Annotated in this window: 21 protein-coding genes; 16 read left to right on the forward strand and 5 right to left on the reverse strand. The window is 75.2% G+C overall.

Features of this window, described 5'->3' with window-relative positions:
• Positions 1-789, forward strand: coding sequence for an IclR family transcriptional regulator (locus AMA02S_RS29955; RefSeq protein WP_169806917.1), 789 nt, complete (start codon positions 1-3; stop codon positions 787-789).
• Here the strand turns inward: AMA02S_RS29955 and AMA02S_RS40765 are convergent.
• Positions 755-1372, reverse strand: a complete 618-nt coding sequence (locus AMA02S_RS40765) for a LysR substrate-binding domain-containing protein (protein WP_084265737.1) — start codon at positions 1370-1372, stop codon at positions 755-757. The two genes, AMA02S_RS29955 and AMA02S_RS40765, sit on opposite strands and share 35 nt — an antisense overlap.
• Positions 1373-1434: 62 nt before the next feature.
• Here AMA02S_RS40765 and AMA02S_RS29965 point away from each other — a divergent pair, with 62 nt between their 5' ends.
• From AMA02S_RS29965 to AMA02S_RS30005, 9 genes are all read left to right on the forward strand, one after another.
• On the forward strand, positions 1435-2508 hold the full coding sequence (locus AMA02S_RS29965) for an aminotransferase class V-fold PLP-dependent enzyme (protein WP_245667893.1): 1074 nt from the start codon (positions 1435-1437) through the stop codon (positions 2506-2508).
• A 164-nt stretch (positions 2509-2672) separates the two neighbouring features.
• A complete protein-coding gene (locus AMA02S_RS29970) occupies positions 2673-3725 on the forward strand; it encodes an NAD-dependent epimerase/dehydratase family protein (protein ID WP_067464810.1) in 1053 nt (350 codons plus the stop codon).
• 37 nt (positions 3726-3762) lie between these two features.
• Complete coding sequence (locus AMA02S_RS29975; RefSeq protein WP_218005163.1) at positions 3763-4440, forward strand: glycosyltransferase family 2 protein; 678 nt, start codon at positions 3763-3765, stop codon at positions 4438-4440.
• Positions 4437-5087 (forward strand): TIGR04282 family arsenosugar biosynthesis glycosyltransferase, encoded by a 651-nt coding sequence (locus AMA02S_RS29980; RefSeq protein WP_157430905.1) that lies wholly within the window; start codon positions 4437-4439, stop codon positions 5085-5087. Before AMA02S_RS29975 ends, AMA02S_RS29980 begins: the two co-directional genes overlap by 4 nt.
• On the forward strand, positions 5084-5701 hold the full coding sequence (locus AMA02S_RS44380; RefSeq protein ID WP_067464813.1) for a class I SAM-dependent methyltransferase: 618 nt from the start codon (positions 5084-5086) through the stop codon (positions 5699-5701). Before AMA02S_RS29980 ends, AMA02S_RS44380 begins: the two co-directional genes overlap by 4 nt.
• On the forward strand, positions 5677-6858 hold the full coding sequence (locus AMA02S_RS29990) for a molybdopterin-dependent oxidoreductase (RefSeq protein ID WP_245667894.1): 1182 nt from the start codon (positions 5677-5679) through the stop codon (positions 6856-6858). The genes AMA02S_RS44380 and AMA02S_RS29990 overlap by 25 nt, the downstream gene beginning before the upstream one ends.
• Complete coding sequence (locus AMA02S_RS29995) at positions 6855-7325, forward strand: hypothetical protein (protein WP_084265738.1); 471 nt, start codon at positions 6855-6857, stop codon at positions 7323-7325. Before AMA02S_RS29990 ends, AMA02S_RS29995 begins: the two co-directional genes overlap by 4 nt.
• A complete protein-coding gene (locus AMA02S_RS30000) occupies positions 7322-8761 on the forward strand; it encodes a hypothetical protein (protein WP_157430907.1) in 1440 nt (479 codons plus the stop codon). The genes AMA02S_RS29995 and AMA02S_RS30000 overlap by 4 nt, the downstream gene beginning before the upstream one ends.
• A gap of 126 nt (positions 8762-8887) precedes the next feature.
• Entirely contained in the window at positions 8888-9346 is a 459-nt protein-coding gene (locus AMA02S_RS30005) for a DoxX family protein (RefSeq protein WP_084265740.1), read from the forward strand.
• Positions 9347-9415: 69 nt separating this feature from the next.
• On the opposite strand, the gene AMA02S_RS30010 is transcribed toward AMA02S_RS30005, so the two are convergent.
• Entirely contained in the window at positions 9416-10516 is a 1101-nt protein-coding gene (locus AMA02S_RS30010) for a 3-oxoacyl-ACP synthase III family protein (protein WP_084265741.1), read from the reverse strand.
• Between the two features lie 261 nt (positions 10517-10777).
• Between AMA02S_RS30010 and AMA02S_RS30015 the strand changes: the two genes are divergently transcribed.
• The 3 genes from AMA02S_RS30015 (at position 10778) to AMA02S_RS30025 (ending at position 14658) form a co-directional block, all read left to right on the forward strand.
• Complete coding sequence (locus AMA02S_RS30015) at positions 10778-11914, forward strand: ACP S-malonyltransferase (protein ID WP_067464816.1); 1137 nt, start codon at positions 10778-10780, stop codon at positions 11912-11914.
• Entirely contained in the window at positions 11904-13949 is a 2046-nt protein-coding gene (locus AMA02S_RS30020; protein WP_084265742.1) for an acyl-CoA dehydrogenase, read from the forward strand. The genes AMA02S_RS30015 and AMA02S_RS30020 overlap by 11 nt, the downstream gene beginning before the upstream one ends.
• Positions 13950-14082: 133 nt before the next feature.
• Positions 14083-14658: a TerD family protein gene (locus tag AMA02S_RS30025; RefSeq protein WP_067464818.1), complete on the forward strand. Its 576-nt coding sequence runs from the start codon at positions 14083-14085 to the stop codon at positions 14656-14658.
• Positions 14659-14747: 89 nt separating this feature from the next.
• On the opposite strand, the gene AMA02S_RS30030 is transcribed toward AMA02S_RS30025, so the two are convergent.
• Entirely contained in the window at positions 14748-15176 is a 429-nt protein-coding gene (locus AMA02S_RS30030; protein ID WP_218005164.1) for a RidA family protein, read from the reverse strand.
• Between the two features lie 84 nt (positions 15177-15260).
• Between AMA02S_RS30030 and AMA02S_RS30035 the strand changes: the two genes are divergently transcribed.
• Positions 15261-16043 (forward strand): HAD-IIA family hydrolase, encoded by a 783-nt coding sequence (locus AMA02S_RS30035; RefSeq protein WP_067464821.1) that lies wholly within the window; start codon positions 15261-15263, stop codon positions 16041-16043.
• Positions 16044-16218: 175 nt separating this feature from the next.
• Positions 16219-17097 (forward strand): DUF3152 domain-containing protein, encoded by an 879-nt coding sequence (locus tag AMA02S_RS44385; RefSeq protein ID WP_245667895.1) that lies wholly within the window; start codon positions 16219-16221, stop codon positions 17095-17097.
• Between the two features lie 35 nt (positions 17098-17132).
• Here AMA02S_RS44385 and AMA02S_RS30045 read toward each other — a convergent pair whose 3' ends face one another.
• Entirely contained in the window at positions 17133-17552 is a 420-nt protein-coding gene (locus AMA02S_RS30045) for an ester cyclase (protein WP_067464825.1), read from the reverse strand.
• Between the two features lie 68 nt (positions 17553-17620).
• Between AMA02S_RS30045 and AMA02S_RS30050 the strand changes: the two genes are divergently transcribed.
• The gene (locus AMA02S_RS30050) at positions 17621-18244 is read left to right on the forward strand and encodes an IMPACT family protein (RefSeq protein ID WP_067465601.1); all 624 of its coding nucleotides are present in this window, start codon (positions 17621-17623) and stop codon (positions 18242-18244) included.
• Between the two features lie 26 nt (positions 18245-18270).
• Here the strand turns inward: AMA02S_RS30050 and AMA02S_RS30055 are convergent, their stop codons facing one another.
• On the reverse strand, positions 18271-19239 hold the full coding sequence (locus tag AMA02S_RS30055) for a GlxA family transcriptional regulator (protein ID WP_067464828.1): 969 nt from the start codon (positions 19237-19239) through the stop codon (positions 18271-18273).

Raw genomic sequence — 19239 nt, forward strand, 5'->3', positions numbered from 1 at the left:
GTGACTGAGGAGAGCGGCGCGCACGGGGCGGCGGAGCGGCCCAAGCCGGGGACGCAGTCGGTGGACCGCGCCATCGCGGTCCTGCGGTCGTTCGAGGGTGTGGCGCGGCAGACACCGACGGAGGTCGCGCACCGGCTCGGGCTGTCGGTCAGCACGGCGCACCGGATCGTGCGCGCTCTGCACGACACCGGGATGCTCGGGCGCGACGCGCTGAGCGACCGGTATTACCTTGGCCCGACCGCCGCGATCCTGGGCCGGCTGGCGCTGGAGCGGATGGGCGCCACGCTGCTGCAGCCGGAGCTGAGCGCGCTGCGCGATGGGACGGGTGAGGCGGTGAGCCTGGGCGTGCGGGTCGGTGACGAGGTCGCGGTACTGCTGCACCTGCCCTCGGCGCATCCGTTGCGCTACGACCAGCCGCCGGGGGCGCGCAACCCGATCCACGGGTGCGCGATGGGCAAGGCGCTGCTGGCGTTCGAGGACGGCGTGGTCACGTTGCCGGAGCGGCTGCCCCGCTACACCCCCTCCACCCTCACCACCCGGGCGGAGTTGGAGGGCGACTTGGCGCGCGTCCGGCAGCGGGGGTTCTCCCTCAACGAGGAGGAGCGCATCGTCGGGGTCCGGGCGGTGGCGGCGCCGGTGCGCGACGGCTCGGGGCGGGTGTTCGCGGCGGTGGCGTTGCAGGGCCCGGCGGTGCGGTTCGGCGCCGACCGGATGCCGGCGCTGGCCGAGGCGGTGCTGGCCGCCGCCGACCGGCTCACGGCTCTGCACCGGCATCTGCCGGGCGGCTGACCGGCGCCGCGCGCCGCCGCGCCGGGACCGCGCCAGGGGCTGCGGTAGGGGCTGCGGTAGGAGGTGCGGGGGAGAGGGCGGATGGCAGGGCGAGGGCGGCGGGTTCGTCCAGCAGCGCGACCACGGCGGGTGGTCGCGGTCCGGCGGGGATCAGCGCGCTGACGCGGCGGCTGCCGAGGCCGGGTGCGGGCGGCAGCGCGACGCCCGGTTCGCTGTGCAGGCCGAGGGCCATGGCGGGCAGGGCGGTGACCGCCAGGCCGCGCGCGACGAGCCGCTGGAGGGCGACGTGGTCCTCGGTGGCGAAGCGGATGTCGGGCACGAATCCGGCCTTGCCGCATTCCCAGCGCAGGTAGTCGCGGCAGCGTGCGCAGCCCGACGCCCAGATCTCGCCGGCCAGGTCCTCCAGCCGCAGGGGGCCGGCCGCGGCGAGCGGCGGGGATCGCGATCCGGATGGGGTCCTCGCGCAGGGGGCTGGGTGTAGGCGAGGGATCGGGCGGCGGCGGTCATGGAGCCGAGCCGGGCGACCTCGCGCAGGATCCGGCCGCGATGCAGGTCGAGCATGCCCGCAAGGTATCGACACCATTGATGGGCCACCAAGAAGACCGTACTTTGTCCTATGCCTGCTGGTCGTCGATGATCGGGGGCATGGGCATTTCGATCCGGGAGGCGCAGCGGCAGTTCGGTGCCGGCGTCGCCTTCCTCAACACCGCCACCTATGGCCTGCCGCCGCTCGCCGCCCACGAGGCGATGCTGGCGGCCGAGCGGGACCGGGCCGCGGGGCTGATGGTCCCGACCGAGTTGGACGAGGCGGTGGCCCGCTCCCGTGCGGCGTTCGCCCGGCTGCTGGGGGTGCCGGCCGCGCGGGTGGCGTGCGGACCCCAGGCGTCCTATTTCGTGGGGCTGGTGGCGGCGTCGTTGCCGCGCGGCGCGGTCGTGCTGGTCGCCGACGGGGACTTCACCTCGCTGCTGTTCCCGTTCGCGGCCCGGCGGGGAGTGGTGGTGCGGTCGGTGCCGCTGGAGCGGATCGCCGAGGCGGTACGCGCGGACGTGGACGTGGTGGCGGTGTCGGCGGTGCAGTCGTCCGACGGCCGTATCGCGCCGCTGGAGGAGCTGATCGCGGCGGCGCGCGGGCACGGGGCGCGGATCCTGCTGGACGTGACGCAGGCGGCGGGGTGGCTGCCGGTGCCCGCCGCAGCCGTGGACTGGCTGGTGTGCAGCGGCTACAAGTGGCTGATGGGGCCGCGCGGTACCTGCTTTTTCACCGGTACCGAGGAGGCGCTCGCCGGGCTTTCGGCGCTGGCGGCGGGCTGGTACGCGGGCGAGGATGTCTGGGACTCCATCTACGGGCTGCCGCTACGGCTGGCCGCGGACGCCCGGCGGTTCGACATCTCCCCGGCCTGGCAGTGCTGGGCGGGCCACGCGCCCGCGCTGGAACTGCTGGCCGGAGTGGGTGTGGCGGCCGTCCACGACCACGATGTGGCGCTGGCCCGCCGTTTCCAGGCCGGGCTGGGGCTCCCGCCGGGCGACTCGGCGATCGTGTCGGTCCCGGTCCCGGACGGCACCGCCGACGCGCTGCGCCGCGACGGGGTGATCGCTTCGGTGCGCGCGGGGCGGCTGCGGTGCTCGTTTCACCTGTCCACCACCGAAGACGACGTGGATCGTGCGCTCGCCGCGCTGTCCGCGCACCTGGCTGTCGGGTCCGGCGGGTCAGGGCGGTAACGGCGGGCAGGAGGCACGCGGAGCCGGTAGGGGACGCCGGGGACGCCGAAGACGCGGCCGTCCGTCCCTACCGCGGGTCGACATTCTTACAAGGTTCGAACAAGGAGCGCCGACGGGCCGTTCAGGGCCTTCGCGGGGGCGCCCGGCGGCCTACGTTCGTCCCCATGGACGTGCTGCTCACCGGGTCGGCCGGGTTCATCGGTTCACATATCGCCGCCGCGTTGACGGCTGCGGGGCACCGGGTCCGCGGGCTGGACCCGCGGCCGGACGGCCTGGGCGGGGAGCCCGCCGACGTCCGCGACGCCGGGGCGGTGGCGCGTCGGCTGGAGGGCGTGGACGCGGTGTGCCATCAGGCCGCGGTGGTGGGGCTGGGCGTGGACGTGTCCGATCTGCCGCGGTACACGGCGGTGAATGTGCAGGGCACCGCGGTGCTGTTGGCGGAGATGGCCCGTGCGGGGGTGGGCGCGCTGGTGCTGGCGTCCTCGATGGTGGTGTACGGGGAGGGCGCCTACACCTGCGTCCGGCACGGTGGGGTCCGTCCGGGCCCGCGTCCGGAGGGGGCGCTGCGGGCGGGGCGGTTCGACCCGGAATGCCCTGAGTGTGGTGAGCCGCTGCGGCCGGGTGTCGTCGGCGAGGAGGCGGTGGCCGATCCCCGCAACGTCTACGCCGACACCAAGCTCGCGCAGGAGCATCTGGCCGCGTCGTGGGCGCGGATGACCGGCGGGTCGGTGGCGGCGCTGCGGTACCACAACGTGTACGGGCCGCGGATGCCGCGTGACACCCCGTACGCGGGGGTCGCGGCGCTGTTTCGGTCCCGGTTGCTGGCCGGGCGGGCGCCGCTGGTGTTCGAAGACGGGGCGCAGCGCCGCGATTTCGTGCACGTGCGCGACGTCGCGCACGCCAACGTGCTGGCGCTGGAGCGGGTCACCGCCCCGTCTTCGGGCCCGGCCGGTCCGGGCCGCCCGGTGGGACCCGGCGGGTCGCGCGCCTACAACATCGCCAGCGGTGAGCCCCGCAGCATCGGCGAGATGGCGGCGGCGCTGGCGGCCGCGTTCGGCGGGCCGGACCCGCGCGTCACCGGCGGTTACCGGCTCGGGGACGTGCGGCATATCGTCGCCCGCCCCGACCGTGCCCGGCGTGAGCTGGGCTTCAGCGCGTCGGTGGCGTTCACCGACGGCATGGCCGAGTTCGCGCGGCGGCCCGTCACCAGTTCGTAAGGGTTGTTCACCCGTCACCGAAAGTAGCGTCGGATTCGTGATCGATGTGATTCTGCCGTGTCTGAACGAGGCTGCGGCGTTGCCCTGGGTGCTGTCGCGGATGCCGGACGGTTTCCGGGCTCTGGTGGTCGACAACGCCTCCACCGACGGCTCGGCGGGCGTGGCCGCCGAGCATGGCGCGCGTGTCGTCGCGGCGCCGGCGCGCGGGTTCGGCGCCGCCTGCCATGCCGGGCTGCTGGCCGCCGGCACCGAGGTCGTGTGCGTCATGGACGCCGACGCCTCGCTGGATCCGGCCGAGCTTTCGCGGCTGGTGGCGGCGCTGGGCGGGCTGGAGGCCGCGGCGGGGACCGCGGGTGCGGCGCTGGTGCTGGGGCGGCGGCGCCCGGTGGGCCGGGGCGCGTGGCCGCCGCATGCCCGGCTCGGCAACGCGGTCCTGGTGCGGTCGCTGAACCGGCGGGCGGGGACGCGGCTGCGCGATCTGGGGCCGATGCGCGCCGCGCGGCGGGCGGACCTGCTCGCGCTGGACCTTGCGGACCGGCGGTTCGGGTATCCGCTGGAGATGGTGCTGCGCGCCGCCGGGGCGGGGTGGCGGATCGGGGAGGTGGACGTGGCCTACCGGCCCCGCGTCGGGTCCTCGAAGGTGACCGGGACGCTGGGCGGGACGGTCCGCGCCGTCCGCGACATGCGGCGGGTGCTGGGGCAGGTCGCATCGTGACCGGCGGACCGGCCGCCGACCTGGTCGTCATCGCCAAGGAACCGGTCCCCGGGCGGGTCAAGACGCGCCTGAGCCCCGCCTACACGCCGGTCGAGGCGGCGGCGCTGGCCGAGGCGTGTCTGCGTGACACCTTGGCGGCGGTCGCGGCGGCGCGGGCGGTGCGGCGGACGCTGGTGCTGGAGGGCGCGCCGGGTCCGTGGCTGCCGGAGGGGTTCGTGGTGCTGGCGCAGCGCGGCGGCGGGCTGGACGAGCGGCTGGCGCACGCGTTCACCGACGCCTATGCCGGGCGCCCGCTGGTCCTGATCGGGATGGACACCCCGCAGGTGACGCCGGCGCTGCTGGGGCGCGCCTGCCGGGGCCTGGCGCGCCGGGACGCGATGTTCGGCCCGGCGGCCGACGGCGGCTTTTGGCTGCTGGGGTTGCGCCGCCCGGATGCGGCGCTGCTGCGGGGAGTGCCGATGTCGCGGCCGGGTACGGGGGCGGCGCAGTTGCGGCGCCTGCTGGCCGCGGGGCTGCGGGTGGGCACGCTGCCGGAGCTGATCGATGTCGACACCGCGGCCGACGCGGCGACGGTGGCCGCGTGCGCGCGGGACGGCCGGTTCGCGGCGGCGGTGCGGGCGCTGGGGCCACGGACGGTCCCGGCATGATCGGCGCACTGTACGAGGAGGCGCTGCGGGGCGGCCCGCCGGTGGAGATCGAGCACGCCGACGGGCGCCGCCGGCCGCTGCCCGTTCAGGACTGGCTGCGGCTGCGTCCGGGGGACGGGGGGCTGCTGGCGCGGTGCGCGGGCGCGACGCTGGACGTGGGATCGGGGCCGGGCCGGTTGACGGTGGCGCTGGCGCGCCGCGGGATCCCGGTGCTGGGCATCGATGTCGCCCCATCCGCGGTGGCGTTGACGGTCGCGGCGGGCGGGCCGGCGCTGTGCCGGGATGTGTTCGGGCGTGTGCCGGGGGCGGGCCGGTGGGACACGGTGCTGCTGGCCGACGGGAACATCGGCATCGGCGGCGATCCCGAAGCGTTGCTGCGGCGCGTCCTGGCGCTGCCGGTCCCGGGTGGGCGGGTGCTGCTGGAGGTGGATCCACCGGGCGGTGGTGCGCGCGTGGAGCCGCTGCGGCTGCGTTCACACCGGTCGGTCGGCGAATGGTTCGCCTGGGCGCATGTCCCCGCGGACGCGGTCGCCGGATTGGCCGCGGGGTGCGCGGCGACGGTGACGGGATTCTGGGAGGAGGCGGGCCGGTGGTTCGTCGCCCTGCGTTCCTGACCGCGGCCGCGTTCACGCCGCCGCCCGCCGCACGCAGGGCGGTGCGGGCGCTGACGGAGCTGCCGGCCCGGTTCAGCAGCCGGCTGCACGACGAGCGGGTCGCGGCGTGGCTGGGCATCGCGCTCGGCGTCAGCGTGCTGACCTCGTTCGCGACGGGGCTGGTCAGCCATTTCATGCAGCATCCGCCGGGGTGGGCGCAGTGGCCGTCGCGGCCGGTGGGGCTGTACCGGGTCACCCAGGGCCTGCACGTGATCGGCGGCTTGGCGACGGTGCCGTTGCTGCTGGCCAAGCTGTGGACGGTCTACCCCAAGCTGCTGCAATGGCCGCCGGCGCGTTCGGCGGCCGACGGTGTCCGGCGGTTGCTGGTGTTCCTGCTGGTGGGCGGGGCGCTGTTCCAGCTCGTCACCGGCATCTTGAACATCTCCTACTGGTATGCGTTCCCGTTCTTCTTCACCACCGCGCACTACTGGACGGCCTACATCCTGATCGGCGCTCTGCTGATCCACGTCGCCGACGAGTGGCACAAGGTGCGCCGTACGGTGATGACCCGTCCGGGGGACGCGGTCGGGCGGCGCGGGTTCCTGCTCGGGGTGGCGGCGGCGAGCGGCGCGATCGTGCTGACCACGGTGGGGGAGGCGTTCTCGCCGCTGGCGCGGCTGGCGGTGCTGGCGCCGCGCCGTCCGGGGGTGGGGGCGCAGGGCCTGCCGGTCAACAAGTCGGCCTTCGGCGCGGGGGTGGGCGCCGCGGCGCGCGATCCGGAGTACCGGCTCATCGTGACCGGACGCGTCGCGCGGGAGGTCACGCTGTCGTTGGCGGACCTGCGGGCGCTGCCGGCGCACGCGGCGCGGCTGCCGATCGCGTGCGTGGAGGGCTGGAGCGCCGAGGCGATGTGGGAGGGTGTCCGGCTCCGTGACGTGTTGGAACTGGCGGGGGTGGACGGTGACGCGCAGGTGCGGGTGGAGTCGTTGGAGCGCGGCGGCCGCTACCGGACGTCGCGGGTCGCGCCGGCGCACTGGCGTGACCCGCTCACGCTGCTGGCGTTGCGGCTGAACGGTGCGCCGCTGGACCTGGATCACGGCTATCCGTGCCGGCTGATCGCGCCCGACCGTCCTGGCGTCATGCAGACCAAGTGGGTGCACCGGGTGGTGGTCCTGTGAAGGGACGGGTCGTGATGTACGTGGCGGGCCTGGCGCTGATCGGGGTGGGGTTGCGCGGCGTCGTCGCCGATGTCGGGGTGGCGGGCTGGGCGGTGTGGTTCGTGGGTGCGGCGGTGCTGCACGACGGTGTCCTGGTGCCGGCGGTGCTGGTCGCGGGGGCGGCGACGGGTCTGCTGCCGGCCGCGTGGCGGCCTCCGGTGCGGGTGGCGCTCATCGTGGCGGGCTGCGTGAGCGCGGTGGCGCTGCCGCTGGTGCTCGGGTACGGCCGCCGCGCGGACGTCCCGTCCCAGTTGCCCTTGCCGTATGGGCGCAACCTTACGGTCGTGCTGTCGCTGATCGCGGCGGCCGCGGTGCTGGCGGGTGCGGCGCGGTGGTGGGCCGGGCGGCGCCGGCGCAGGCCCCCCGCTTCACGGCGGGCTGGGGCGCGGGACGGTGCGCGGCGGGAGGACGGGGGGCCGCGGCGGTGACGGTCGCCGACGCGCGCAGGTCGGTCGCCGGGGCCGTGGCGTCCGCGGGGGGCCGGTGGCCGGGGTGGGTGGCGGTGGCGGTGTGGGCGGCGGGGATCGCGGCGGCGTTCACGGTGGGCTGGCATCTGCGGCGGGCGGGACTGGCCACCGAGGACGCGCTGCCGCCGCTGCACGCGCGGGCGCGGGAGCGGCCGCTGGTGTGGCCGATGCTCCCGGCCGTGGCGGTCGCGGCGGTCGCGGTGGCGGTGCTGCCGCCGGTGGCGGCGCGGCTGGCGTGGCGGTGGCTGCCGCCGGTGGCGTGGGCGGGGTCGGCGCTGTGGGCGGTGGCGCTGGCGGTGAGCGACGGGCCGGGGGCGCTGGCCGGGCCGTTGCAGGCGCCGACGGAGTATCCGGCGGGCCTGGCGCAGGTGCGGCCGGATCCGCTGGCGTGGGTGCGGACGTTCACCGAGCGGCTCGGCGGCTACACCACGCATGTGCGGGGGCATCCGCCGCTGCCGACGCTGGTGCTGTGGCTGCTGGAGGAGGCGGGGTTCGGGGGGACGGGGTGGGCGGCGGCGTTCGTGGTGGCGGCGGGGTCGTCGGCGATGGCGGCCATCGCGGTGACGCTGCGCTGCGTGGCGGGTGAGGGGGCGGCGCGTGCGGCGGTGCCGTTCCTGGTGCTGGCGCCTCCGGCGTTGTGGATCGCGACCGCGATGGACGCGTTGTTCCTGGGTGTGGGTGCGTGGGGGACGGCGCTGGTGGCGCTGGCGGCCCGGCGGCGCCGTCGCGGGCGCGGCGGGGTGTGGCGCGCGGTGGGGGTGGCGGCGGCGGGCGGGCTGCTGTTGGGCTGCCTGCCCTATCTGAGTTACGGGCTGCTGCCCTTGTTCGCGGTGCCGCTGGTGGTGCTGGTGCTGTGCCGTCCCCGGCCGGCCGTGCTGGTCGGGCTCTCGGTGGGGCTGGTGGTGGTTCCGGCGGCGTTGACCGCGGCGGGTTTCTGGTGGCCGGAGGGGGTGCGCGCCACCCTGGACACCTACCTGATCAGCCGCGGGTCGGCGCGGCGGTCCTACTCCTATTTCGTGTTCGCGGATCTGGCGGTGCTGGGGCTGCTGGCCGGGCCCGCCGTCGCCTACGCGCTGCCCGGGACGTTCGCGGTGGTGGGGCGGGCGGTCCGGGTGGCCTTGCGGCGGGGGCCGCGTGCGCTCTTGTCCGGGACGCGCGCGTGCGCGCCGGGGGTGGGGGTGGCTTTGCCGGTGTGCGCGGCGTTGGTGGGGATGCTCGCGCTGGATGTGTCGGGGGTGGTCAAAGGGGAGGTGGAGCGGATCTGGTTGCCGTTCGCGGCGTGGTTGCCGGCGGCGGTGCCGCTGGCCTGGCCGGGCGGGCAGTGGGCGCGGTGGTGGCTGGCGGCGCAGGCGGTGACGGCGCTGGCCGTCCAGGCGCTGGTGCTGTCGGAGTGGTGAGCGGGGCGGAAAGAAAGTTCGAAGAAAAATCGAGGCGGATGTCGATCCGGGCGGCGGCCGTGCGACGCGTTAGTGAAGGCCGATGACAGGCACCGAGGACAGGTACCGCCCGGAAGGACCACCGCCATGACCACGAACCACGGCGTCAGCGCCACCTCCGACACCGACCACCGCGGTACTCGCCGCAACACCAGCCGCAGTACGAGCCTCAGTACCCGCCGCAAGGTGCTGTGGGGCGCCCAGATCCTGCTGGCGGCGTTCTTGTTCTTTGTGTCGGCGATGCCGAAGCTCGCCGGCCAGTCCGACGCGGTGGAGAGCTTCACCAAGATCGGCTGGGGTCAGTGGTTCCGGTACGTGACGGGTGTGGTGGAGGCGGCCGGGGCGATCGGGCTGGTGGTACCGCGGCTGGCCGGGCTCGCCGCGACGGGGCTGATCGGCGTGATGATCGGCGCCGTGCTCGCCCAGATCCTGGCCCTGGACCCGCCGCTGGCGGTGATGCCGGCCGTGCTGGCGCTGGTGTTCGCCGCGATCGCCTGGGACCGCCGCCCCGAGACCCGCGGTCTGCTGCGCGCGCTGCGGCGCTGACTCTGCCCCCGGTGCGGTGGACGGCCCGGGCCCGCGCGGCCCCGGGCCGTCCACCGCGTTCATGTGCGTTCAGTTCCCGCCGGGGTTTGCGGGCGGGGGCCAGGTGATGAGGGTGTGCCCCCAGGTCAGGCCGGCGCCGAAGCCGGCGAGCAGGACCAGTTCGCCGGGTCGGATGCCGCGGGTGCGCACGGCGGTGTCCAGGGCGTGGGGGAGGCTGGCGGCGCCGATGTTACCGACGTCGCGGCCTGCGATCGCCAGTTGCCCGGGGTCCAGGCCGGCCTGGGCGGCCAGCGAGGCGACCAGCCGGGGGTTGGGCTGGTGCGGGACGACCAGGGCCAGGTCCGCGGGTTTGATCCCGGCGGCTTCGGACGCTTCGGCGACCAGCCGCGGGAAGATCCGCTCGATGAAGTCGCGGACGGCCCGCGCGTCCATGTGGATGGTGTGCCCGAGCGCCGACAGGGTGCCGGGGCTGGCGGGCGCGCGGCTGCCGCCGGCGGGGATGAGGACGTCACCGGCGTGCGCGCCGTCCGAGCCGAGGGTGATCGGGCCGATCCCGTAGGGCCAGGGCACGGGCCCGACCACCGCGGCGGCGGCGCCGTCGCCGAACAGGGCCGTGGTGGCGCGGTCGGCCGGATCGAGGAACCGGGAGTACACCTCGACCCCGATGACCAGCGCGTAGGGGGCGGCGCCGCGCTGGGTGGACAGCCAGCCCACGGCGGCCTGCAGCCCGAAGACGAACCCGGTGCAGGCGGCGGAGACGTCGAATGCGGCGGCGCGGTGGGCGCCCAGCAGCGCCTGGACGCGGCAGGCGGTGGAGGGGCCGAGTTCGTCGGGGGTGGAGGTGCCGAGCACGATAAGGCCGAGGTCGGCGGGGGTGAGCCCGGCCTGCTCCAGCGCACGCCGGGCGGCCGCCGCGGCCAGGTCGGAGGCGGCCTGTCCGGCGGCGGCGAGGTGCCGTCGGCGGATGCCGGTGCGGCGTTCGATCCAGTCGGGGTCCAGGCCCATCGCGAGGGCGAGGTCGCTGCTGGGCACGTGCTGTGAGGGCAGGTAGGAGCCGGTGCCCCGGATCGCCCAGCCGGGTTGCGGGGGGCGGGCCCGGTGCCGTACTTCCCGCCGTCGCACCGCCCGCCGCTGGTCAGCCCTCCGCCGGCCTGCCTGTTGCCAGGTCATGGGTCGCTCCCTCCGCCGGCGCGGGGCCGGGGTCGTGGTCCGCTCTGAGCCGGGTAGCGGGCGCGTCGGCCGCGCCCGCATGGCGGGTGGCCGTCCGCTCTCTCCCCCCGCACGGCGCCACGCGTTCGTACAACTGACGGTTGCCGGCCTGATCCCTTGAATGAATAATCCCATTTCGGGGTTTTTGTTCTATAACTGCTTGTTCAACGGCCTTCAGCCGAAAAGAAAAGAGAGCCTTCCGTTCAGGTAAGGAGACCCGGCATGTTCTTCTCTTTCCGTCCGGCCGAGGAGCTCAAGCCCGACGACGTCTGTGCCTTCCTGTTCGCCGGCACCGGCTCGACGGGAGTACCCGACCTGCTGTCGGCGGCCCGCTGGGGACCGGCCGCCGCCCGCGCCGTCGCCGACGTCCTGGACGCGGCACAGGAAGGCCTGCCGCCCCGCTGGCCGTCGCTGCGCACGATCCTGCTGGACGACCCGTCCCACTACCGCGCGGCGGTCCGCGTCCCGGGCGTCGCGCAGTTGTGCGGGTACGCGGCGTCGGTCGCGGTCGACCGGGCGCTGCGGACGGCCGGCATCCAGCCCGCCCACGCGGTCGGGCAGAGTTTCGGGGAGATCGCCGCACTGGTGTGCGCGGGGGCGTTCGGCGTCGCCGACGGCGCCCGGATGGCCACCGGGCTGGTGGAGGTGCTGGCGCGCCGCGGCGCGGGCGGCGGGATGGGGCTGCTGGAGGCCGGCGAGGACGGCACCCGCGACTGCATCAGGGCGGCGGGCGCGCCGCAGGTGGTGGTGGCCTGCCTGAACGCGCCGTCGGTGACGGTGGTCAGCGGCCCCGCCGGGCCGCTGGAGGCGGTGCTGGCGGCCGCCGCGCGGCGGGGGGTGCGGGCCGTGCGGCTCGCGGTGCCCTACCTGTCGCACCATCCGGCGATGGCCGGCGCCGACCAGGAGTGGTACGAGATGATCCGCGGGTTCCCGCAGCGGACCCTGGAGGTGCGGGTGCACTCCCCGGTGCGCGGTGGCGCCTACACCGACGCCGACGACCTGCACCGGGCACTGGCCGACTGCATCGTCAGGCCGGTACGGCTGCCGGAGGCCCTGCGGGCCGTGCACGCCGCGGGCGCCACGGTGTTCACCGAGGCCGGCCCGGGCAGCGCGCTGTGCGAGTGCGCGCGGCTGTCAGTGCCCGGCGCGCGGACGCTGGCGCCGCTGCGCTCCCGGTCGCGCCAGACGGCGGCGGGCCGGGAGCCGTCCGGGACGTCGGGCCGGGTGGCTCACCACGCTCCCGGAGGCCTCCCAGGAGACGCGCACGGGGACGCGCTGGCCGCGCCCGGGCCCGGCAAGTCCGCGGCGGGCATCGCCCCGGACAGTGACCGTGAACAGGAGGACCACGATGGCCACTGATGGCAGCGACACCGATGGCAGCGACACCACCGGTGATCCCGCACCTGCCCCCGCCCCGGATCCTTCCTCGAATCCCGCCCCGGACATCGGCGGTGACCTCGGCGCAGGCTCGGGCATCGATCCTGGCGCCCATGCCGGCAGGGTGCCGGAGGGCCTGCTGGAGTTCGTGCACGGCCCGTCCCTGGACGGCCGGGCGCGGGCGTGGCTGGCGAAGGCCGTCCCGCCGGACTGCGTCGAGTATCCCGACGGGCTGACCGCCCGCGAGCGGCAGGCCCTCACCTACGCGCGGCTGCGGCGGGCCGGGCGGGCGGCGCCACCCGCCGCGGCGTTACTGGAGGATCCCGCGGCGCTGTGCGCGCTGCTGGAGCGCGCGGCGACCGCCGATCCGGCGCTCTTCCACGTCATGCTGCTGCACTACACCCTGGCGCTGGCGCCGATCCTGCGGTTCGGCGCGGAGCAGGAGGGGCCGCGGGCCGAACGCGCGGCGCTAGAGTCGATGGAGACGTTCGGAACGCTGCTGATGACCGAGGTCGGGCGCAGCAACAGCCACCTGTCGCCGCGGACCGTGGCCCGCCACGACCCCTCCGGCGGCGGGTTCGTGCTGACCACCCCGGACGCGGCGGCCGCCAAGTTCCCCACCAACACCGCGCATCCCCAGGTCCCCAAGACCGCCGCGGTGTACGCGACGCTGGTGCACGGGGGCGTCGAACGCGGGGTGTTCGTGTTCGTGGTGCCGCTGCGCGACGGTGGCGGCGCCGTCGCGGACGGGGTACGGGTCGTGGCGGCGCCGGAGACCTCGGGTCTGCCGGTCGACTACGCGGCGGTGCTGCTGGAGGACCTGCGGGTGCCGTACGAGTCGTGGCTGCGCGACGGCGCCCGTATCGACGCCGCCGGAGCGTTCCACGATCCGGCGGGGTCGGCGGCGGCGCGGCTGACACGGTCGATGGGGATCGCGCCGCCGGTGTGGCGGGCGGTGATCTCGGCGTCGGCGGCGGTGTGCCGGGCGTCGGCCGGGGTGCTGCTGGCGCACTCGGCGGGCCGCGGCACGCTGGGGCGGCTGGCGCCGCGGCGGCTGCTGACCGACTACCGCAACCAGCAGGAGGCGATGCTGGGGGCGCTGGCGTCGGCGTACGCGCTGACGGCGGTCGCCGGGCACGTCACGTCGCGGCGCGCGGCGCCCGGACCGGGGCCAGAGCCGACGCCAGGGCCGGCCGCGGCCGGGCCGGGGACAGCCGGGGCGGGGGCTGGGCAAGGGGCGGCGTGGGCGCCCTGGTCGGCGGTCGACCGGGACTTGGCGTTGCTGAAGGCCGCCACGACCGCTCAGGCGCAGGAGACGGTGTCGCTGTGCCGGGTGCACAGCGGCGCGCCGGGGTTCGCGGCGGTGGAGCGGTTGAACGCCTACCGGGGCTTGACGCACGCCTACACCAGCGCCGGTGGGGACAACCAGCTGATCCTGTACGACACGGCGCGGGCGATGGCCGGCCTGGACGGCTACGCCCCACCGGACGCCCCACCGGACGGCGGGGCGGGTCCGCCGGACGGCGGGGATCTGGAGTCCCCGCGGGTGTGGCTGTTTGTGGCGCGTGAGGCCGAGCGGCGGATGCGTGACCGGCTCGCCGGGCGGGTGGAGGCGGCGCTGCGGGCGGGCGGGGACCCCTTCGCCGCCTGGAACGACAACCTGGTGCTGGCGGCGCGGACGGCGACAGCGTGCGCGGACCGGATGATCCTGGAGATCGTGGCGGCGGCGGTGCAGTCGGGTCCCGCAGTGCTGCGTCCGGTGCTGGGTCTGCATGCGCTGAACTGGCTGGACCGCCGTGCCGGGGAGCTGCTGAACGAGGGGGTGGTGGCGCCGGGGGTCCTGGACGAGGTGTGGGCGTTGCGGCGCCGGGCGTGCGAGGCGCTGGCGCCGCGTGCGGCGGAGCTGGTGGCGGCGTTCGAGTTGCCGGCCGCGGTCACCGCGCCGCCCGCGTCCTTCACCGGATCGTGCCCCGGTTCGGGTTCCGGCTCGTCCGGTGGGCGGGTCACGGAGGTCTGAAGCGGAGGAAAAGGCCACGCCACGCCGCGAGTTCGCGAAGGATGCGGGGGAACCCGCGTCGGGTGGCTACCGTTCTCGTTACAGACCGCGCGGGTGACAGGCACCCGCACCGGCCGATACGGAGGTAGACACAGTGGGAGTCAGTCTGAGCAAGGGCGGCAACGTCTCGTTGACGAAGGAGGCTCCCGGACTGACCGCCGTCGTGGTGGGTCTGGGCTGGGACGTGCGGACCACGACCGGAACCGACTTCGACCTCGACGCCAGTGCCCTGCTGTGCTCGGCGGAGAACAAGGTCCTTTCGGACCAGCACTTTGTGTTCTTCAACAACCTCAAGAGCCCCGATGGCTCGGTCGAGCACACCGGCGACAACCTCACCGGTGAGGGCGAGGGTGACGACGAGCAGATCAAGGTGGGCCTGTCGACCGTCCCGGCCGAGGTGTCCAAGATCGTTTTTCCGGTCTCCATCTATGACGCCGACGGCCGCCAGCAGAGCTTCGGGCAGGTCCGCAACGCGTTCATCCGCGTGGTGAACCAGGCCGACGGCAACGAGATCGCGCGTTACGACCTGTCGGAGGACGCCTCGACCGAGACGGCGATGGTCTTCGGTGAGCTGTACCGCAACGGAGCGGAGTGGAAGTTCCGCGCGGTGGGTCAGGGCTATGCCTCGGGCCTTGCGGGCATCGCCTCCGACTTTGGCGTCAACGTCTGAGGGTCCCGGTCCGGCGTGTGCGGGGCGTCCCGGCCTGCTGGTCCGGGGCGCCCCGCCGCGCGTCCGGCCGGGGTCGGGCGGGGACGGGGTCAGGCGGGGACGACGGCCATGGCCTCGATCTCGACGAGCAGGTCGTCGCGGACGAGCCGGGGCACCTCGATGAGGGAGGCGGCGGGGGACAGGCCCGCGGGCAGCATCTGGGTGCGGACGGCGCGGACGATGCCGACCTGGCGGGCGTCGCGCAGGAAGTAGCCGAGCCGGACGAGGTGTTCCCAGCCGGCGCCGGCGGCGGTGAGTGCGGCGTGCAGGTTGGTGAACACCTGCCGGGTCTGGGCCTCCAGGTCGCCGGGACCGACGAGGTTCCCGGCGGCGTCCAGGGCGATCTGGCCGCTGAGGACGATCAGCCGTCCGGGCAGGTCGATGCAGACCGCGTGGCTGTATCCGGGGCCGGGCGGGACGGTGGGCGCGTTGATCTCGCGGATGCCCGTGCCGGCGCGCGGGGTGGTGTGTTCGGTCACAAGATCACGCTACCGGTGCGGGTGGGGCCCGCCCCCGGAGGGACGCCGGTGCCGGTGATGATCCTTGCCTGCGACAATGGGGGTATGACCGAGCGCGGGCCGATCGAGTTCTGGCTGACGGACATGGACGGGGTCCTGGTGCACGAGGGCCGGCCCGTTCCGGGCGCGGAGGACTTCGTGCGGGCGCTGTCGGCGTCGGGTAAGCCGTTCCTCATCCTGACCAACAACTCGATCTACACGCGGCGCGACCTGTCGGCGCGGCTGGCGGCGCTTGGCCTGGAGGTCCCGGCCGAGTCGATCTGGACGTCGGCGCTGGCGACGGCGCGGTTCCTGGCCGATCAGCGGCCGGAGGGCGCGGCGTATGTGATCGGTGAGGCGGGGTTGACGACGGCGCTGCACGAGGCCGACTACGTGCTGACCGACATCGATCCCGACTATGTGGTGCTGGGCGAGACCCGTACCTACAGTTTCTCGCAGATCACGCGGGCGATCCGGCTGGTGGAGGGCGGCGCGCGGTTCGTGGCGACCAATCCCGACCCGGTCGGCCCGTCGCCGGAGGGGTCGCTGCCGGCGTGCGGCGCGGTCGCGGCGATGATCACCCGGGCGACGGGGGTGGAGCCCTACTTCGTCGGCAAGCCGAACCCGCTGATGATGCGGACGGCGCTGAACGTGGTGGGCGGGCACAGTGAGCGCACCGCGATGATCGGCGATCGGATGGACACCGACATCGTCGCGGGCGTGGAGGCGGGGCTGGAGACGATCCTGGTGCTGTCGGGGGTGACGCGCAAGGAGGAGATCGAGCGGTTCCCGTTCCGTCCGTCCCGGGTGGTGCCCTCGATCGCGGATCTGCTCGATCTGGTGGTCTGACCTGCGCGGCGGCGCTTGGCCCGGCTGGTGAGGCGGCCATGTTTGGGCGGTGCCGCGATGGCTACATCCCCGGGAGTTCATCCCATCGCACCGGCGGCGCATCGGGGGCCGGGGGGCGTGGCGGAGCGGCGCGGGGCGCCGGCGGGTGTCCGCGCCGTGCCTCCGCTGCGCGGTTGTGGTGCCCGACGCCGACCGGAGCATCGTGCACGAGCCCACCGATCCGTCCGCTGTGCGATGTCCGGGGCAGCGTGGCCTGTGGTGGCGCGGCTGGAAGGTCGGGGCGGCGGCCGCGCTGGCCGCGGTGGTGCTCGGGGCGGGTGGGGCGGCCGCGCTGCTGGCGGCCGGGGGTGGGGATCGCGCTGGTTCCGGCGGTGGTCCGGGCGGTGCCCTCGGCGAAGGTGGTGGCGGCGCCGGTGGGCGTCCGGGTCTGGGGGGCGGACGGCCGGGGGCGGCGTCGGCGTTGGCGGCGCCGGCCGGTCCGGTGGTGAACGGGCGGCGGCAGCCGGCGCGGGTGCCGGTCCCGGAGTCGGCGGGCGGGCGGTACGAGCGGGTGCCGGGGACGGCGGTCCCGGCGCGGGCGTCGGGCGGGACCCTCCTCCGGTACACCGTGGAGGTGGAGCGGGGGCTGCCGGTGGCCGGCGGGGGGTTCGCGGCGGAGGTGCACCGGGTGTTGAACGATCCGCGCGGCTGGGGGCGGGGCGGTGTGCTGCGGTTCCAGCGGGTGGATCGGGGGCCGGTGCGGTTCCGGGTGGCGCTGTCGAGTCCGGCGCTGACCGACCGGATGTGCGCGCCGCTGGTGACGGGCGGGGAACTGTCGTGCAGCAGCGGGGGCCGTTCGGTGATCAACGCGCGCCGGTACGGGGAGGGCGCGGTCACCTATGGCGGGGATCTGGCGTCCTACCGCGAGTACGTCATCAACCATGAGGTGGGGCATGCGCTGGGGCATGGGCACCAGCGGTGCCCGGGGGCGGGGGTGCGGGCGCCGGTGATGGTGCAGCAGACCAAGTCGCTGGGCGGGTGCCGTCCGAATCCGTGGCCGTTCCCGCGGGACTGACGGTCGCGGCAGGGGCCGGCGGGGTGCTGGCAGGGTCAGCTGAAGGCGCCGAGGGCGGTCATCATGCCGAGGGTGTCGGAGACGACCCAGTATTCGGCGAGCCTGCCGTCGCGCGCGCGGAAGATGTCGTGGCCGGCGAAGGCGATGGGGGTGCCGGGTGCGGCGGTGGCGCCGGGGATGCCGCCGCGGTAGGTGCCGTGGAAGCTCCATCCGGCGGCGATCATGCCGTCGCTGATGACGGGGCCGACGTCCAGGGTGGTGCGGACGGCGGTGAAGTACTCGTGGGAGCGGCGGACCTGGTCGGCGGCCTGACCGGGGCCGTTCACGCGCAGACCGGGCCAGTGGCCGGTGAAGTCGGCGGTGAGGATCTCCTCGGCGACGTCGAAGGCGCCGGTCCAGACCTCGAAGAGCCAACGCCGGTAGAGCTCCTGCAGCGCATCGGTCGGGGTGTTCATGCCCTCTACGCTGGGGTTCGGCCCGCGGGAATGTCAAACGGCCCCGCGAGGGCCCCCGGGAGGTGACCATGCGGATGATCAGGAGTGGTGGTTCGCATGAGCTGGCGGTTCGCCGGTCCCGGTTCGTGTGCACGCTCGCGCGGGTGGCCGGGGAGGCGGAGGCGGTGGAGTTCCTGGTGGCGCACCGGCGGGCGCATCGGGACGCGACGCACAACTGCACCGCCTATGTGGTGGGGGAGCGCGGTGAGATCGCCAAGAGCAGCGATGACGGGGAGCCGGCGGGGACGGCGGGGGTCCCGATGCTGGAGGTGTTGCTGCGGCGGGGCCTGACCGGGACGGCGGCGGTGGTGACGCGCTATTTCGGTGGGGTGAAGCTGGGCGCGGGTGGGCTGGTGCGCGCCTACGGGCAGGCGGTCGCCGGGGCGCTGGAGGCGGTGGGGCTGGTGGAGTTGCGTCCGGTGGTGTGGATGACGGTGGGGGTGGAGTACGCGCTGGCGGGGCGTTTCCTGGGGGATCTGCATGGGCGGGGGCCGGCGCCGGCCGCTGTGCGGTACGGCGCGGGGGTGGAGGCGGAGGTGGTGGTGCCGGTGGCTGAGGTGGCGGCGTTCGAGGCGTGGGCGGCGGAGGTCACCGGCGGCCGGGCGCGGGTCCGGCGGGGCGCCGCGGGTTTCGTGGAGGTACCGGTCCCCTGATCAGGTCGGGTGGGCGAGTCTGCTGGTCAGGTTAGGGCCTGGACGGGAGTGTCGGTGGCCTTTGGTGCAGGGGGTGGGGCCGGTGGCGAGGTGGCGGCGCGCAGGCGACGGAGCATGCGGGCGTCGGTGAAGCCGACGGCGTGGGCGGCGGCCTGGGTGGTGGCGCCTTGCCCGATGAGGTGTTCGGCGTGTTCGAGGCGGAGTTCCTGCTGGTAGCGCAGGGGGGTGAGGCCGGTGGCGGCGGTGAAACGGCGGGTGAGGGTGCGTGCGCTGACGCCGGTGGCGGCGGCGAGGCCGGCCAGGGGCAGCGGGCGGGTGTAGCCGGTGTCGATGAGGTCCTGGGTGCGGTGGACGGCGTCGTTGAGGTGGGCGCGGTGCCGGAGCATGGCGCTGGTCTGGGGTTCGTCGCCGTTGCGGCGGGCGTAGACGACCATGGCGCGGGCGATGCGGGCGGCGACGCCGGGGCCGTGGCGGGTGGCGGTCAGGTGCAGGGCGAGGTCGATGCCGCTGGCGATGCCGGCGGCGGTGATGACGCGGTCGTCGGTGACGTACAGGACGTCGCGGACGACGGTGGCGCGGCGGTGGCGGCGGGCCAGCGCGTCCTGGAGGCGGTGGTGGGTGGTGCAGCGGCGGCCGTCCAGCAGCCCGGCGTGGCCGAGGGCGAACGCGCCGGCACAGACGCTGGCGACCAGGCCGCCGGCGGCGTGGTGGCGGGCGAGGCGCTCGGCGGTGGCGTCGGTGATGGGGGCGGTGTGGGGGCCGGTGGGGTCCTGGTGCCAGCCGGGGACGATGAGGATGTCGGCGGGGGTGAGGTCGGGCCAGGTGGTGGTGGCCCGCAGGGGCAGGCCCTGGGCGCTGGTGAGGTCTTCCTGTTCGGCGACGTAGGCGAGCCGGTAGGGGTGGCCGCTCTCGGCGGCGGTGGAGAACACCTGCGCGGGTCCGGCGAGGTCGAGCAGGTGCAGTCCGGGGACGAGCAGGAAGACGATCTGGCTCAC

The organism is Actinomadura macra NBRC 14102, assembly GCF_001552215.1.
In the GTDB taxonomy this organism is placed as follows: Bacteria; Actinomycetota; Actinomycetes; order Streptosporangiales; family Streptosporangiaceae; genus Spirillospora; species Spirillospora macra.

Excerpts from the sequence above, each read along its gene's own strand:
- AMA02S_RS30020 (WP_084265742.1), top strand. The coding sequence starts at position 11,904 with ATGGCCACTGATGGCAGCGACACCGATGGCAGCGACACCACCGGTGAT.
- AMA02S_RS30010 (WP_084265741.1), bottom strand. The coding sequence starts at position 10,516 with ATGACCTGGCAACAGGCAGGCCGGCGGAGGGCTGACCAGCGGCGGGCG.
- AMA02S_RS30035 (WP_067464821.1), top strand. The coding sequence starts at position 15,261 with ATGACCGAGCGCGGGCCGATCGAGTTCTGGCTGACGGACATGGACGGG.
- AMA02S_RS40765 (WP_084265737.1), bottom strand. The coding sequence starts at position 1,372 with ATGGTGTCGATACCTTGCGGGCATGCTCGACCTGCATCGCGGCCGGAT.
- AMA02S_RS29970 (WP_067464810.1), top strand. The coding sequence starts at position 2,673 with ATGGACGTGCTGCTCACCGGGTCGGCCGGGTTCATCGGTTCACATATC.
- AMA02S_RS44380 (WP_067464813.1), top strand. The coding sequence starts at position 5,084 with ATGATCGGCGCACTGTACGAGGAGGCGCTGCGGGGCGGCCCGCCGGTG.
- AMA02S_RS30045 (WP_067464825.1), bottom strand. The coding sequence starts at position 17,552 with ATGAACACCCCGACCGATGCGCTGCAGGAGCTCTACCGGCGTTGGCTC.
- AMA02S_RS30005 (WP_084265740.1), top strand. The coding sequence starts at position 8,888 with ATGACCACGAACCACGGCGTCAGCGCCACCTCCGACACCGACCACCGC.
- AMA02S_RS30050 (WP_067465601.1), top strand. The coding sequence starts at position 17,621 with ATGCGGATGATCAGGAGTGGTGGTTCGCATGAGCTGGCGGTTCGCCGG.
- AMA02S_RS30015 (WP_067464816.1), top strand. The coding sequence starts at position 10,778 with ATGTTCTTCTCTTTCCGTCCGGCCGAGGAGCTCAAGCCCGACGACGTC.
- AMA02S_RS29965 (WP_245667893.1), top strand. The coding sequence starts at position 1,435 with ATGGGCATTTCGATCCGGGAGGCGCAGCGGCAGTTCGGTGCCGGCGTC.